Origin of the sequence: Bacteroides sp. AM37-9 (assembly GCF_003603455.1) — a bacterium.
GTDB lineage: Bacteria > Bacteroidota > Bacteroidia > Bacteroidales > Bacteroidaceae > Bacteroides > Bacteroides xylanisolvens.
In genome coordinates, this window is record NZ_QTNF01000001.1 from 89,269 (window position 1) to 107,013 (window position 17,745).

Consider the following 17,745-nt stretch of genomic DNA (forward strand, 5'->3'; position numbering starts at 1 on the left):
CAATTAAAAGTTTGCAGAAAAACCAATACCATATTCTCTCTTTCTCGGATAACGGTAAGAGTCTTTACCTACCTGCAGAGGATTGTTGGTAGAGAATTCAGGATCGAATCCCGAATAGTTGGTCCATGTCAAGGCGTTGTTTACAAAAGCGTAGATATTTATATTCTTCAACATCAGCTTCTTTATCCAGTTTTCAGGAAGATCGTATGCTACACGTATGTTCTGCAAACGAATAAATGAAGCATCTTCCAGATAGAACGAGTTACCCATACGGGCATTGTTGTAATCATCATTATACGGACGCGGATAGATTGCCTGGTCACCCGGATGCAACCACATATTATGGATGACTTCCGGTGAAGGAGTAGTTCCGGTGTATTTGAACATATTACGATTATGTTCGGCTGCATTATAAATCTGTCCTCCCAATGAATAATAGAATCCTAAGTATAAACTCAAATTCTTCCAAGTCACCGTTGTATTCAAACCACCGGTTACATCAGGCATGGCATTACCGATCACCATACGGTCATTATCATCAATCACACCGTCACGGGTTCCTTCCGGTTCCTCCCAGTTGTAATCTCCCCCACGGAACGGTTTGCCGTTCGGCAACGTTTTCTGACGGATATTACCTGCATATTCCTTTCCATCCAACAAATATTTGTACTGGAATACACCATTCTCAAACACCGGAGTCAGCTGTTCCCATTTATCAGTGAAAGCATTCGATTCGTCGTATGCAAAGACACCGGCGCTTTTAAATCCGTAGAAGTCACCCACACGGCCACCTTCCTGCATCCACCAGATATCACCTTCCATATATGCCTTACCTTCAGACAGCTTCTCAATACGGTTGACGTTTCTGGAGATATTGAAAGAAGCATTCCACTTCCAGTCCTTCGTGCGGATAATATCACCGGTAACAGCTATTTCAAAGCCTCGGTTACTCATTTCACCGACATTGGTTTTCATATATGCAAAACCGGATTCTTTAGGCAATTGGTAGTTTGCCAGCAAACCGTCTGTATATTTATCGTAATAATCGGCAGTGATTGTCAAACGGCTATTCCAGAAATTCAAGTCCAGACCAAGGTTGAATTGTTTAGTTTCCTCCCATTTCAGATTGTCTTTACCTATACGAGTCGGAATAACGCCACCCACTCCGTCATAAATAGAATTCGGAGAATAAGAGTAGATATAGTCGTAGTTGCCGATTGCTTCGTTACCCGTGATACCGAAACTTGCACGGATCTTACCATCTTCGAGAAACTTTTTCGAGAATTTCATGAATTTCTCATCCGAGAAGCGCCATCCCACAGATACGGAAGGGAAATTACCCCATTTGTTCTCTTTGGCAAAACGAGAAGAACCGTCACGACGCATAATGGCATTGAGCAAATATCTTCCTTTATAATCATAAGTCACACGGGCAAAAATGGAAGCCATAGAGTGATTGCTTAATGTGGAGCCTGTAGATGACAAATCCAGGTTTGCGGCAAAAGCATTCATTGTATAGATAAAATCTGTAGACGAGTTTATCCCCACAAATGTTTCGTTTTCATAACGCCACTGCTGTGCACTAACACCTACCATGGCCGTAAAATTATGATCTTTTATTTTGCGTGCATAAGTAAGGATGTCTTCATTCATCCAGTTCCAGTTCAGGTAATTATAAGAATAACCTTTATTCTGTTTCTGCCATTCGTCGGTGATAAGACTCGGTTCGAGTTTTTTGCGTTTATCCAGATAGAAGTTGGCATTAATATTGGCTCTGAACTTCAAATACTTGTTGAATTTGATTTCAAAGAACTGGAAGAAGTTAGCCTTATAAGAATCCGTAAAGTCGGTGGTATAATTGACCTGCGCAATAGGATTCTTCTGACCGTTAAACACTCCGACCAAAGAGCCATCCGGATAATAAGTATTGAAATAAGGACGACGAGTCAACACTGCGCTCAATAAAGTACCTTCATTCAGACCTTTCTTTTTAGAATAAGTCAAAGAAATACGGCTACCCATATTCATCCAGTCTGTCGGTGAATAATCGGAGTTGATACGAGTATTTAATCTCTGGAAACCTGTATTGGAAATAATACCTTTCTCATTATAATAACCGGTATTGATGAAATATTTCAGTTTCTTTGTACCACCACCTACACTGATATCCACCTGATCTTTTTGTGCAGTGCTTGTAATCATGTCCAGATAATCGTTATCCACATTAAAGAAAGAGTTCAACGGATCATTCAGTATATCACTACTTTCATCCGGATTACCTCCGCCGTATGTTTCAAAATACTCTTTACGATATTGGTCGTACAACAAACGTTCTTTACGGTTTGCCTGTGGCACCTTGTGAGACAATGTACCCCATGAGTGATTATACTTGATATCAATACGGGCTTTACCTTCCTGCCCACTTTTAGTAGTGATAATAATCACACCGTTCGCCGAACGGGAACCGTAGATAGCTGCAGAAGCGGCATCCTTCAAAATCTCCATAGAAGTGATATCATTCGTATTGATACCGTCGATACTTTCCAAAGGCACACCGTCTACGATATAAAGAGGAGTAACCCCTTCGGCAGAGAACGTGGAAGTACCACGTATTTTGATAGAAGAAGATTCACCGGGCTGTCCGGAACCGGATACCACCTGTACACCGGCAGTAGTACCCTGCAATGCTTCAAAAACATTAGTAGCCATTTTTTGCTCAATGGCCTCGCTTGAGATGGAAGTAATAGCTCCTGTTACATCACGCTTTTTCATCGTACCGTAACCCACTACCACTACTTCGTCCAATAGCTTAGAGTTCTCTTCAAGCGTAATATTCATTGTTTTATCTTTCACTACCACATCTTTAGGGGTATATCCCATGAATGATACAGTCAAAGTAACTCCCTTCTTCGAAACATTCAATGAGAAATTACCATCTAAATCTGTAATTGTCCCATTAGATGTTCCCTTTTCCATCACATTGGCGCCAGGCAAAGGAAATCCTGTTTTATCCACAATAACTCCCTTCACTGCAAACCCGCCTTGAGCATAAGCCGGATTGACAAGGAAAAAGAGACTCAAGGAAATCAAAAGGAACGACTGAAGCAACCGCACTTTTGTCCTACTCTGCAAATTTTTCATAACTAGAATAAAATTAAATTGGTTAATTATCAAGGTTTTACTCACTACTTAATTAATTGGGGAAAATATATTGATTCTCTCCAATAAGATGTTATCTTTTATTTATTATATGGATATTTGTCTTTCATAATACTACACAATAATTATTATATTAGAATAAAGATTACACAGTACCCGGTCTACCAAATGAAAGTGTGTGCGGACACACTTAACCAAAGAGAACTCAAGTACAAGCTGGCATTATCCAACGCCACAAAAGTATCGCATTTGAATATATTGCACCCTATCGAATTGTTCGTTTTATCTAGTCTAAAAATTCAGATGACTTATTTTAATCACTTCACAGAGGGTTCGGAGGAGGTATTATGAGCTTTTCGGTATTGCGTAGGAGCAATATCAAAAAGTTCTTTAAAGCATTTATTGAAGTATTGAGGATTTCCAAATCCTAACCGGTAAGCAATATCCGATATATTCATTTCCGGAGAATTCTGCAGAAAATATGCCGCTTTTTTCAGACGCAGATTCATGATAAAATTATTTGGCGTACTTCCCGTGATACCTTTTATCTTTTGGAATAAGACAGTACGTCCCACCCCCATCTCACGTGAGAAGACATCTACACTGAATTCGGGATTTTCCATATTATCTTCCACTACCTGCGTCGCTTGTTCGATAAACCTCTGATCGAGTTCATTCGTTGCAATCTTCTCCGCTTTGCTATCCAGCTGATGGGCATATTTATTCTGTAAAAGTCTGCGGGTATTAATCAGATTATTGCATTGCATCACCAGCCGCCGCATATTAAACGGCTTCACCACATAAATATCCGCTCCAATTCTCAATCCTTCCAACTCACGTTCGGGCGCACTAAGGGCAGTCAGAAGAACGACGGGGATATGACAGGTTTCAATATTGTTCTTAATTTTGGCACACAATTCCGTTCCGGGCATTCCGGGCATCATAATATCCGAAATAACCAGATCAGGTTGCATCATCTTTACTTTCTCATACCCTTCCTCACCATCACTTGCCGTTTCAACCGTGTATAATGGAGAAAAGATATCTACAAGGATATTTCTGATTTCTTCATTATCATCAATAACCAACAGCTTGCAGTCAGTAGTCCCACTCTCACTTTGAGCCGACTGTACCTCCTTAACCAATAGTTCTTTATCTTCCGAATAATAAATATATTCCTTATCCTGCTCCGGTTCAATCCGGGAAACAGAAGAATCAAAGTGAGCATCTCCTTTCTTCAGAGTGACCTTAAAACATGAACCTTTCCCCAACTGACTTTCTACAGTTATATCTCCCTGATGAGCTTTCACAATCCCCTGACTTAAAGCCAGCCCGATACCTGTTCCTCCATACTGTCCGATATTCTCGGCCTGATAGAACCGCTCGAATATCTTCACGTAATCTTCCTCGGATATTCCTGCCCCATTGTCTGAAACGGAAAACATACATTCATCCGCTCCATCAGCCAATTCCATACTGATACTTCCACCGTCTGAAGTATATTTAAAAGCATTCGACAGCAGGTTATTAACCACTTTCTGCAATTGCATACGATCTCCCCACACGAGGCATTGCTCACAGTCAGCATGCAAAACAAACGAAATATTCCTGTTAGCTGCCAATTCTTTGAACAATACATAATGCTCTTTAAGTAAAGAATATAAATCAAATTGAGAAACTTTCAATTTCAAAAGTCCCTGCTCCTGTTTCCGGAAATCAAGCAACTCCGTTATCAATGATTTCAGGTTACCGGCATTTTTATGTATATTCAGTAATTTCGAATAAGCATACGTAGACAACTTACCGGAATTCAACAACAGATCAACCTGCCCCAGGATAAGGGTAATAGGGGTTCTGATTTCATGTGAGATATTAGTGAAGAAACGCAGTTTGGATTGGTTCATTTCTTCAATGTATTGTTTCTCACGAAGTTCAAAATCCAACGAGGTTTTCAAGAACAGCCGAATTCTATATTCTCTCACTACAAAGAATAGAATCGTCAGAATCACACACACATAAATAGTATAAGCCCACCAGGTGGCATAAAAAGGTGGTGTGATCGTTATATGAAGAGATCTGATTACTTCCGGAAAGTTCTTCAATCTGATCTCAAAAACATAATCGCCCGGAGATATATTTGTATAGGTAATATCATTCCCCAAACGATTCTCACTCCATTCGTCATTAGAACCTATCAACCGGTATTCTACCTCACCACCGCCAATATGCAGAAAGTTATCTGTCGAGAAACCGATAGAAAACACATTCTGCAAATAATTCAATTTAATCCGGTCGGTATAGGCAAAGGACTTATTTAGGATGCCGGTTTGATCGCCTGTGGTAATCTCTTTATTATTGACATACAAATGCGCCAACTCCAAATCATATATTTTCGGAGGATAGGACAAACTACTTTCACGAATGGCAACCAGTCCGGTAGCTCCTCCCATATAAATATCATGATTGCGGGATACATGCATGGATTTCCTATTAACAAGAGTCAGCGGAAATCCCGTTTTAGAATTGAAGTTTATCACTTTCCCGTCTTTCTGTTCCAACACAGACAATCCATGTCCGGTACCAATCAATAAATTCCCGGAAGGAGTTTCGCCCAACACTCTGATATTTTCTCCCGATAATACACTTTCAGGAGTATGCAAACGAAACAAACGCTCTTTCTTATCCAACAAGAAAAGCCCGTTGCCATGTGTTCCGACCCAAATGTTTCCCTTTCGATCTTCATAGATGACATTGACCAGCTCTTTTTGAGATCTGACCTGCTTCTTCAGACTTATCCTATACGTTTCAAACCGTCCTTCATCAATCACATAAGCTACACAACCATCATCGGAAGCAAACCATAGCCGGTTTTTCGAATCAAGCAACAAAGTGTTATAATTATGTGTAAACAACTCCTTTTGATGAAACAACACTTCAGTTTTTAAGGTCTGTTTATCCAGACTAACAACTGCAGATGTTGTACCTACATACAATTTACGAGGAGTGTCGGCCAAGGCAAACAGAGCTTCTCCCACACTTTCCTCGCCGAGCGGTTCGAGGTCATATATATCATTCCGATAGTTATCAAGATGAAAACAGTTGACCTTGTTTGTAAAGTCAGCGGCAATCCACAAGCAGTTATTAGCCTCATCAAAAACGACATCTTTCAGATAATCCGTACTAAAATGATATCCGGTATGCGCATTAAAATGTTTGAACGTTCCTTGTTCCGGTTGATATAAATCCAGTCCCCCACCTTCTGTACAAATCCATATATTTCCGGATTTATCTTCTGCCATAGCACCTACCACCGGAAAAGACAATCCGGTATCCGAAGCATGATAATGTACAAAATGTTGATATTCCGGTGAGAAGAAATTCACGCCGCCCCAATAGGTCCCCACCCAGACAGTTCCTTGTTTGTCCGTATAAAGAGAAGTCACCGAACGATTGGACATAGCCCCCACCCGGTTAGGATCCGCCTGATAATGAAATATTTTCCCGGTAGCCACCTCAATCTTACTCAATCCGCTTCTGTAACCTACCCATATATTCCCTTCCAAATCCTGACATAACGCTCTTGCCATATCATCCCGGACCGTGTAAACACTCTTGTCGTTATAATCATAATGATGTATGACCGCACCTTGAGGTGAAAAACAGAAAACACCATGATCCTGCGAACCGATCCAAATATTCTGATCGTTACTTTTTATCAGTTTCATCACCTTGATTCCGGGCAAATAAAGCGACATCGATCCACAAGTATCCACACGCATCACTCCGCCATCCTTCAAAGCAACCCAAAGATTTCCTTCCGAACCTTCTACCATTGTCGGCCCGGTGTCCGGCAAATGTACCTCCGCATACATGGGTTTCACGGAACGGGTATTCTTATCATATAAGAAGAGTTTTCCCCCTTCTGCAATCCACACTCCCAACTTTCCTTTGGCAAGAGTGGAAGGAGAAGGCACCGGAAGAATATAATATTTCTCCGTTTCAAGGTCGAACTGGAAAAGTCCCGTAGAGGTCAAGAGAAAAAGACTCCCCTGGCCGTCCTCCACCATCTGGGTGACATATAGATTACCATAACTGATGGAATCGTTATGAAAATGATTAAAGACTTTGATATGATTGCCATCGAAACAATTCAGACCATCCAGTGTGGCAATCCATATACGCGACTTCTCATCCTGGCAAATATCGCTCACCGTTATTTGCGACAATCCATCCTCCACACCCAATGTTCTGAACTTATATTCCTGTGATTGAAGAGGAGATATAAATCCTAAAAGAGATAACAGAATAAGAAAATGGATCTTAGATAGTTTTTGTCCGCGCATATCAAGAATGATGGTTTATAGCACATTATCTTCGCCACAAAAGTAACAGTTTTTATGATATTCCCAAAATCAGAGCCAAATAACTAATAGATATGAACTTCATCCTATTCATTCTTCCCGCCCGAACGAACGATACTCCAACGGAGTTAGTCCCGTACGTTTCTTGAAGAAAGAGAAAAAATATTCGGTTGACTGGAAACCTAGAAAAAAAGAAATCTCTTTTACTGACTGGGAAGTTCCCACCAGCATTTGTTTAGCTTTACGAAGTTTCAATTCCTGGAAATATTTAGCCGGAGCATAACCTGTATACTCCTTAAAAACACGTCGAAACCATGAATAACTAATATTGAGTCGCATAGCCAACTCTTCCGGGTCCACATTGCCGGAAACATTTTCATTCATAATGATTTTTGCCTGTTCGATTTTCTGATCCACATCACTCATCTCGAAAACCTTATTCTTGGAGACGGAAAGAATCATCCCTATCATGTGGAGCACAATCCCGGAAAGATATTGTTGCGCGGAAATCTTATCCGCTTCGGCTACGGCAAGAGCACGGGAGAATAATGAGACTAACTCTTCATTAAGGCCTATTTCCAGTATTTGCTGTTCCTGCGACAAAAAAGCATCATCAACAATGGCGTCTATCATAGGCCCCTCGAAACCGATATAATATTCCGTCCAACCAGTCTGCCGCAACGGGCGATAAGTATGCCATTGTCCGGGAAACAATACCATCAGCCGACCTTTACAAACTTGCTTTTCAGAGGTAGAATCAGATGAAAACAAACCACGCCCCTTGGTGATATATACCAATTGATACTCACGAAGCACTCTTCCTTTTTCTGCATTAAAAAAGTAACCGGAAGGATGCTCTTTCAACGGATAAGGTGAATCAGGAGGAATGGATTGATAGCCGACGGTATTTACCCATAGCCCGAATTTACGGTCCATGTCATTTACAATCAGATATTTAAATTCTAATCCCAAACTATTATCCTCGATCATACCGATGTGTTTTCATGTAATTGAGTTGGACAAAAATAGGAATTATTTTCAGAAAAACACCACAGATTACACAGATTTACACAGATTTAATTCTTAAATATCGGCTTCCGATTAGAAAATAATCTGTGTAAATCTGTGTAATCTGTGGTGAAAAGAACTTCCGCAAAAACTAACTTTAGAAAGCTTTGCGATATAGAGCTTCGATATCTGCTACCGAAGTAGGACGAGGATTACCACCTGTGCAAACATCATTGAAAGCAGCTACAGCCAATGCAGGAATGTCTTCTTCTTTCACATTGATTTCATGTAATTTCTGCGGTATATTGATACTGACAGAAAGTGCTTTCACTGCCTCAATAGCCGCTTTTACTCCCTCGGCTTCACTCATTCCGGTAGTGTCCACTCCCATTGCTTTCGCAATATGGATATATTTCGGAGCTGCCGGAGATTCAGCATTGTATTCCATCACATACGGCAACAATAAGGCATTGGCTACCCCATGAGGAGTATCATAGAATGCACCCAACGGATGAGCCATTGAATGAACTATTCCCAAACCGACATTCGAGAATCCCATACCGGCAATATATTGTGCCTGCGACATTGCTTCGCGGGCTGCCACATCTTTACCATTGTCTACGGCTGCTTTCAGATTTTGTGCAATCATCTCAATAGCCTTCAATTCGAACATATCGCTCATTACCCAGGCACCGGGAGTAATATAACTTTCGATGGCATGTGTCAAAGCATCCATACCGGTAGCGGCAGTAAGCCCCTTCGGCATTGAGTACATCAGTTCGGGGTCTACGATAGCCACGGCAGGGATGTCGTTCGGGTCTACGCAAACCATCTTCTTACGGGCATCTTCATCAATAATCACATAATTGATAGTTACCTCGGCAGCCGTTCCGGCAGTAGTAGGCAGTGCAAAGGTAGGTACAGCTTTGTGTTTGGTATCAGCTACACCCTCCAGAGACTTCACATCCGCAAAATCCGGGTTATTCACAACAATACCGATTCCTTTGGCAGTATCGATAGAAGAGCCACCACCCAAAGCAACGATAAAATCGGCTCCGGAAGCTTTGTAAGCTGCCACACCGTTTTGCACATTTGCAATAGTAGGGTTAGCCTTTACATCGCTATAAAGTTCGTAAGGAATCTGGTTCTCATCAAATACTTTAATGATTTCAGCAGCCACACCAAACTTGATAAGGTCTTTATCTGTTACAAAAAAGGCTTTCTTAAAGCCACGTCTAGCTGCTTCCACAGCAATCACACTTCGGCATCCGGCACCGAAGTAAGAAGTTTCGTTTAAAATAATTCGATTCATGGTTGTGCTATTTGTTGTTTTATTTAGGCAGATTGAAAGCAACAGTCATTTCTTTCATCTGTTCCTGACTCATACCATCCGGCTCGAAGCCCATATTTTTCGCTGCGATATAGATGAGAGCCGATTTATTAAGTACATCGATCTGATCGAACGCCTGCATCGCATCGCAATCAACTGCAAATACACCATGTTTCTCCCACATCACAACATCATAATCCTGCAATTCCTTGATGGTAGCTTCCGCCAATTCTACAGAACTAGGCAATTTATAAGGAATGATACCCAAACCACGCGGGCAGAATGCCTTTGTTTCGGGAATCATACTCCATAACAAATTAGTAGCCACATCTTTTTCCAGGAACTTCGGACAATGTGTCATGGCAATCAGTTCGATCGGGTGTGTATGTACAGATGCTTTATAAGGAGAGTTTTTACTCAACAGGTCATTATGTACGCTCAAGTGAGAAGGCAATTCCGATGTCGGAGCCACAGCCTCGTCCGCAATAATTACGTAGCTGGCACAGTCGTCCAGAATACGGATTACCGAACCATTCTCCATTGGCCAGCGAGCTAAATCACGCATGCGCTTATTCGTTCCCTTGCAATAGAAATAACATCCTTTCAGATAAGGAAGAGTCACACCGATAGATTTAACTTCACTGATCGGTTTCATCTGACGGATTTCATCGTCTACAAACTCTGTGATATTAACAGTGATATTACCACCGTTACGTTCAGCCCATCCTTTCTGCCACAAGTATCCGGCAACTTCTGCTACCTTGTTTACTTCTTTGGCAAGTCCCGGACGATTCTCTAAAATTGATTTCATTCTATATATAATTTTAATTAGGCATGGATTACACTGATTTCGTCGCAAGTTATAAAAAAACCGCGTAATCCATGTAATCCACACCTAAATTTTTTAAAACAAATTTGGGAACACTAATGAGAAGATAAGTACGATCAGACCAGCTATCAGCACAGTTATGGTCTTGTTTGACACACCTTTCCATTCTTTCAGAATAATTCCCCAAACATTACTAAATGTGACATTCAATGCCATCAAAATACACCAGGAGAAAGCCAGCAATACCGGACTTTCCGTAAGGAAACTCTTACCCATTTCCAGTCCGAAGAACTGCATGTACCATAATACGCCAGCCAACGCACAAAAAACTAAATTATTGCCCCATACTTTTCCTTTAGCATAGTCACCCATCGATTTATTAGCCACATTCTGTTGCAGGCAGTAAACTGCATTTGTCAGGAACCCGCCAAATGTAACCAGGAAAATCACCGGGAGACCGGCGTAAAGTCCTTCCACTCCACCGGCTAAGGCAGCTTCCTTGATAGGTGTTCCTGCATCCAGTCCCAAAGCGAAGCAAGCACTCATGACACCGGCCAGGAGTGCAACCAGTAACCCTTTTGTCAATGCAAAGTCTTTTACAGCAGCACGTTTTTCTTCTTCGCTCATGTTTTGCGCACGCAAACTACCGGCATACCCGATAATAGCAATACCTACCAACGTGATGCAAACACCCAACAAAAGAATCAGCCCGTTACCTTCAAACAAGTTTGTACCTGCAAAAAGAGCCGGAAGAAGGGTTCCGAAACCGGCACAAGTCCCTAATGAGATACTCTGTCCCAGTGCAACCCCCAAATAGCGCATGGAAAGTCCGAAAGTCAAACCTCCTACTCCCCACAATATACCATAAAAGATGCTCATTCCAGCACCTCCCGCTCCCCACAAGTCGAACAAACGGCTCTCTTGGGGTACACCCAGTAGTGAACCCAGAAACGGGAACACTAACCAGGCAAATACACCTTGTATTAACCAGAAGCTTTCCCAGCTCCATTCCTTTACCTTTTTAATAGGCACATAAGAACTGGACTGGCAAAAGCTACCGATGGCTATAATCAATAAGCCGATTAAAATATCCATAACTTATCGTTTAGAAGTTACTTCGGCTTCGTACTTTTCGATTTCTGCGATGAAATCTTCACCTACAGGAACATTATTCTTCAAGCAGAACATATCCCAAACTGCATTCCAAGGCAGCGCTTTTTCTTCTTCGAGTAGAGCCAGACGTTGGAATCCCTGTCCGTTTGCTTCGTATTCACGCAACTTGGCAATCGGTTCGAGCAGAGCACGAGTCATACATTTCTGTGCAGCACGGCTACCGATTACGTATGCACCAATACGGTTGATAGATGCATCGAAATAGTCAAGACCATAATGTACACGATCCAGAGCACCGCAACGAACGATTTCGCTGAACAGTTCCATAGTCGGGTCATCCATGATAGTTACGTGGTCTGAATCCCAACGAACCGGACGGCTTACGTGCAACATCAATTCAGGAACATAAAGCAATAATGAAGATACTTTATCAGCTACACTTTCTGTCGGGTGGAAGTGACCGGTATCCAAAGTAATCATCTTATTGCGAGAAGCACCGTAACCGATATAGAAGTCGTTAGAACCTACCGTGTAGCTTTCCAGGCCGATACCGAACACCTTAGATTCGATACAATCTTTCATATTCTTATATTCGGTAGCGAAAATCTGATCCAAAGAATCTTTCAACAACGCACGATATTTCATTCGGTTTACAGTGATATCCTTGCTTCCGTCATGCACCCAAAGGTTCATGATACATGGATCGCCCTGTGCCTTACCCATTTCTTCTGCAACTACACGACAACGTTTGGTATGTTCAATCCAGAACTGACGGATACCTTCATCAGGATTAGAAAGTGACAAGTCACCTGATTTCGGATGAGAGAAAGAAGTAGAGTTGAAGTCAAGTTTCATGTTATGTTCTTTACCCCATTCTATCCAACTCTTGAAATGTTCCGGTTCCACTTGGTCACGGTCTACCACCTTACCTTGGAAATCTCCATAGATTTCATGCAAGTTCAAACGATGAGTCCCCGGGATATAAGAAGCAGCTTTCAAGATGTCAGCACGCAGTTCATCAATGTTACGAGCTTTGCCCGGATAATTACCGGTTGCCTGGATACCTCCGGTCAATGAACCGGCCTGTACTTCAAATCCTGCAACGTCATCAGCCTGCCAGCAGTGAAGTGACAGATGAAAATCCTGCATAGTTTTCAATACTTTTTCGGTGTCTACACCTACTGCTGCATAACGTTCCACAGCAATTTCATACGCTTTCTGAATCAGTTCTTCTTTTTTCATGATATTCTATTAGTTTTAAAAATGATTATTCTGTCGATCGTTCTATTTATTTCCGAACGCAATTTTTAAAATGGATATAAGCCGCATCCCAAGCTTCCGTGTCTTGTGGTTGATAAGTCTTCAACGGGATAGAACGGTTAATTAACTGCCGCATACCGGCAACATCCGTCGCTTCGCCTGCCGCCATGGCCTGAATCATCACATTACCGATGGCTGTTGCTTCAGATGGACCGGCTACCACAGGAATTCCTATCGCATTGGCAGTAAACTGGTTCAGCAAATCATTCCGGCTACCTCCGCCAATCACGTGCAATGTTTCAATCGGACGGGGAGAAAGTGAACGCAAATTCTCCAACACCTGGCGATAACGCAAAGCCAAACTTTCAAAGATGCAACGCACTACTTGTCCGCGTTTCTCGGGAACCGACTGTCCGGTAGCCCGGCAATATTCTGTAATAGCTTTTTCCATGTCCGCAGGATTCGCGAAACAGTCATCATCCGGATTAATCAGACTACGGAACGGTTCACAAGCATCCGCCTCACTGATTAATTCAGGATAACTTGTATCTCCCCAATTCAGACGGCAACGTTCCAGCAACCACATTCCACAGATATTCTTCAATAGACGGATAGCTCCTTCCACACCACCTTCATTGGTAAAGTTCAACGCTTCCGTTTCAGCATTAATCACCGGAGCATCCGTTTCAACTCCCATCAGTGACCAGGTTCCGCTACTCAAATAAGCAAAGTTGCGATCCAATGCCGGAACGGCAGCAACAGCAGAACCGGTATCATGGCCGGCTACCGCAATCACAGGAATTGCACCCAGTCCGGTTATCTTTTGCACTTCTTCCGTCAATACTCCCACCTTTTCACCCGGGAATACAAAACGGCCGAAATTCTTCTCACTCAATCCTACCGCTTTCAGCAACTCCGGCTCCAAACGTCGTGTCTGTGCATTCACCAGCTGGGCTGTCGAAGCAATCGTATATTCCGTCACCATCTCTCCGGTAAGCATATAACTCAACGCATCCGGCATAAACAGAATTTTATCTGCCGCCTCCAACGCACTGTCGTGATTGCGACGTAAAGTATCTAATTGGAAAAGTGAATTAAAATTCATAATCTGAATACCCGTTTTACCATACACTTTGCTACGGGAAATACGGGAGAAAAGAGCCTCCGGTGCTCCTACTGTATGCGGGTCACGATATGCATAAGGCTGGCGAAGCAAGTTACCGTCTTTTCCGACACATACAAAATCCACTCCCCAGGTATCGATACCGATAGAAGCAATGGATTCGCCACGATGAGCAACCAACTTCAATCCGTCAATAATGTGACGATATAATGCATAAATATCCCAATAGAAATGTCCACCTACTTCAATCAGGTGGTTAGGAAAACGATTAATCTCTTCCAGATTCAATCCGCCTTCAATGAAAGTTCCTAAGATTGTACGGCCGCTCGTTGCGCCCAGATCGACTGCAAAAAAGTTTTGTTTCATGGTATTCTGTCTATATATTTAAGGTATCCATTTACCTACATGGCAAAGATAGGCGATTCCCTCCTCCTTTTCCTTATGTATTTTGATTGAAAGGGTATACATTTTGACACAAAAGACAAAAGACACAATACAATTGCAAATATAAACAGATTCACATTTTCCCTACACCTCTGTATAGGTACTAATAAACGGTATAAAGCCATCTTTGCTAAATGGATTTATACCGTTTACAATATATAAAATACCTATTTTATGATGAAATGATTAAGATCTACTTTCTTTTTACTATAATATGAGTTGTTACACGACGTTGTCCATAGTGGTTAAAGACTCCATTATCAGTAGGATAATTGACAACATCTGTTTTTGCCGCTCCTTTCCCCTTCACATACATAGTAGTAGATCCACCACCATCCATATTAAGTGCATATTGAGGATTGAAATGCTTTTTGAGGAATAAGGTTACTTCTTTTGCGCTCATACCTTCCGCCTTACCAGCCCAGCGCCCATCAATAGTGACTAACAACAAATCTTTATCCTCTGTCACAGCAACCACCGTACGAGGATGACGTACTCCTTGATGTCTGCGATAATCTTCATAGTCAAAAGACTCCAATTGTTCCATAGTATAATTACCAACAAAAGTTTCACCTAACGGATTGTAATCGTCAATCAGTGTGGGGGCACTAGCTAACAAATACTTTGCAGAATGTTGTTTATATGTATCAATTGCAGCCTTTCCATTTCTGCCGCCATATATAATTCCAATATCAGATTTTCCATCCGAATAAAGCGCACCATCATGTTTCCAGTATCGTAAATGTCCCTCCGGTAGTGTCACTTCAGAGATATTAGTTCCATTGATACGAATATAAATAGCTTCCTGTTCATACCCACCATTAATACCACCAATAGCCCCACGTACTTGTGCTGTAGTTGAAAGAGAATCTCCATTATTATATGTAAATTCAACTTTGTACTTATTGGAAAGTAAATCAATTTCCAGCACATTTACAATCTGTTGAGCCTTACTCACATCGTCATACCGTTCATAGTTATAATAAATAAAACCATCATCGATAGAATCAATTTTCCATTCATCTTGGACATTCTTCTGTAGAGTCGGAACTTTTACAACGGAAGGGTTGTCCGGTTCGTCCGGTTCATTTGGTGTTACCGGCTCTGTAACATCCGGTGTTTTGGGGTCATCATTGATCCCATCACTTCCACAAGCGACAACTAGACAAAAAAATACGGATAAAAAAGCAATTGTTAACTTCGTAAACTTCATAATATAATTTTTTAAATAAACATATAGATTCCCTATTCGTATCATTACTTATCATTAAAAGATTTCAATAATGGAGTTACGCCTGAAAGATCCCATATATCTGTAGACCAACCTATTTTCTTAGCAGCATCTACACTATTTTCCGTAGTAATACCATGGCAAATTGCAGTTTTATTGTTACCCCAATCATAAGTTCCGGCAGTATTAGCATCGGCCCCCGTCATACCTTTGTTGGGTCCCCATGCGATAATCATATCTTTTTTCGCATAACAATCCGTAGCCTTCGTATAGGTATTTGACTGCCATCCAATAACACGTCCTGATACAGGTTCACCATCAATCTGTTCATTCCAAGCGATACAACCTTTTATTGTAGGATTATTGCCATTAAGTCCTCCGGCAATACCACCTGCATTTCCTGTACTATAAAGAGTTCCTGTCGCAAAACAGTTTTCAACAACTACAGCATTCCTTGGTTCAGCAACAATACCACCGGCACGAGAAGACCCGATTACTTTTACATCTGCATAACAATTCCGTACAGTACCTTTAGCAAAAATGCCACCAATACCACCCACTTGCTGTATGCCACTTACAGTACCAGACACATATACATTTTCAATCAAACACTCCAAAGCATTTGTTCCCAAATAACCGGCAACAATACCCGTACAAGAAGAACCATATCCAATAACTTCCGCATTTTCAAAGCGCACATTACGACATGAACCATTCATTACCCCAAAGAAACTGGCGTACCGAGAACTGATCTCACAATGTAAATTTCTAATCGTATGTCCCTTACCATCAAAATGAATCTTTATATCAAAACGGTCAACAGGCTCACCCGTATTCAGCGGTTTCCAGTCAATGCCAGTCATATCAACATCATTCGTCATTTCGAAATAATAAGTTTTATCAAGTTCTACAACAGACATCATGTTCCTCATATGATTCCTATTGCTAATCAAATAAGGATTATCAACCGTTCCATCACCACCGTCAAATAAAGAAGAAGCTGCAACATAGATCACAGTAGACACTGTACCTTCGCCTTCATGATCATACTGTCCATTTCCAACCGGATGATTCACTACGCCTTTACCTGATGTCCATAGCGTGGAAGAACTTCCGTCAGCTAAACAAACCGCATTCTTCATCCCCAATGTTTTGGCAATAAAAGCTGCCTCCTCAAGTGTTGCACCATCAGCATTTCCCGTTATAGCACCATCAATAGTAAGCAGCATCATTTTTCCCTGAGCAGTTATCCCAATCACAGACCGAGCCATACGTTGTGTATAAATAGCATCTTGAGGAAACGAACACACTTTCCCTTCCATAAGTAACATTGGACCTGATGCTAAAGCTGATTCATATTCATCTTCCACATCCGTATAATCTGAAAACGTACAAGACTTCACATCTACAGAACCTTCCGCATCAATAGCAATCACTCCGTTCACTTTACTGGCAGATTCGATCGTAGACGCAACCTTCACCACCTTATCCACCATAGTAAATGTAGACGGATTTCCGGAAATAGAATAACTGCCATTGATAGCAAACAATGCTTTTTTATCTTTAGCAATCATACTAGTTTTGGCAGGAGTATCACATACAGCAACTCTGGTAGAAAACATAGTCGTCGGATATACCACATAAGAAACGCTTTGGGTAGTCCCCCACATGCTCGCTTGTGCCGTACAAACAGCTGCCCCGTTACCTAAATCCGTTTTTTCCCAAGATGCTCTCATAAGAGCCAATGAATCCACATCCCATTTAATTTCTTGGTTGAAATCTTTTTTCAACATTTCGCTATAATCTGAATTATCTCCAGAGTCACTACAACTATAGACTAACGCCAATAGAAAAGACATATATAAATATTTCATTTTCATTATTTTC

Annotated in this window: 10 protein-coding genes; all 10 read right to left on the reverse strand. The window is 41.5% G+C overall.

Annotated elements, in window-relative coordinates; genetic code table 11:
• Positions 1–3: 3 nt before the first annotated feature.
• Complete coding sequence (locus DW862_RS00300) at positions 4–3,141, reverse strand: TonB-dependent receptor (protein WP_008018357.1); 3,138 nt, start codon at positions 3,139–3,141, stop codon at positions 4–6.
• Between the two features lie 335 nt (positions 3,142–3,476).
• Positions 3,477–7,502, reverse strand: a complete 4,026-nt coding sequence (locus DW862_RS00305; protein ID WP_120067079.1) for a two-component regulator propeller domain-containing protein — start codon at positions 7,500–7,502, stop codon at positions 3,477–3,479.
• A 108-nt stretch (positions 7,503–7,610) separates the two neighbouring features.
• Positions 7,611–8,510, reverse strand: coding sequence for an AraC family transcriptional regulator (locus DW862_RS00310; RefSeq protein WP_004310460.1), 900 nt, complete (start codon positions 8,508–8,510; stop codon positions 7,611–7,613).
• A 175-nt stretch (positions 8,511–8,685) separates the two neighbouring features.
• Positions 8,686–9,840 (reverse strand): lactaldehyde reductase, encoded by a 1,155-nt coding sequence (gene fucO / locus DW862_RS00315; RefSeq protein ID WP_120067080.1) that lies wholly within the window; start codon positions 9,838–9,840, stop codon positions 8,686–8,688.
• Between the two features lie 19 nt (positions 9,841–9,859).
• Positions 9,860–10,669 (reverse strand): rhamnulose-1-phosphate aldolase, encoded by an 810-nt coding sequence (gene rhaD / locus DW862_RS00320; RefSeq protein ID WP_004304990.1) that lies wholly within the window; start codon positions 10,667–10,669, stop codon positions 9,860–9,862.
• Between the two features lie 93 nt (positions 10,670–10,762).
• A complete protein-coding gene (gene rhaT / locus DW862_RS00325) occupies positions 10,763–11,782 on the reverse strand; it encodes an L-rhamnose/proton symporter RhaT (RefSeq protein ID WP_120067081.1) in 1,020 nt (339 codons plus the stop codon).
• Positions 11,783–11,785: 3 nt separating this feature from the next.
• A complete protein-coding gene (locus tag DW862_RS00330) occupies positions 11,786–13,042 on the reverse strand; it encodes an L-rhamnose isomerase (protein WP_120067082.1) in 1,257 nt (418 codons plus the stop codon).
• A 46-nt stretch (positions 13,043–13,088) separates the two neighbouring features.
• Positions 13,089–14,549 carry a rhamnulokinase gene (rhaB, locus tag DW862_RS00335; protein ID WP_120067083.1) on the reverse strand — a complete coding sequence of 487 codons (1,461 nt, stop codon included), beginning with the start codon at positions 14,547–14,549 and terminating at the stop codon, positions 13,089–13,091.
• A gap of 271 nt (positions 14,550–14,820) precedes the next feature.
• Positions 14,821–15,840, reverse strand: coding sequence for a phosphodiester glycosidase family protein (locus DW862_RS00340; protein WP_004322169.1), 1,020 nt, complete (start codon positions 15,838–15,840; stop codon positions 14,821–14,823).
• A 44-nt stretch (positions 15,841–15,884) separates the two neighbouring features.
• Positions 15,885–17,732 (reverse strand): phosphodiester glycosidase family protein, encoded by a 1,848-nt coding sequence (locus tag DW862_RS00345; RefSeq protein WP_225450262.1) that lies wholly within the window; start codon positions 17,730–17,732, stop codon positions 15,885–15,887.
• Positions 17,733–17,745: the final 13 nt, after the last annotated feature.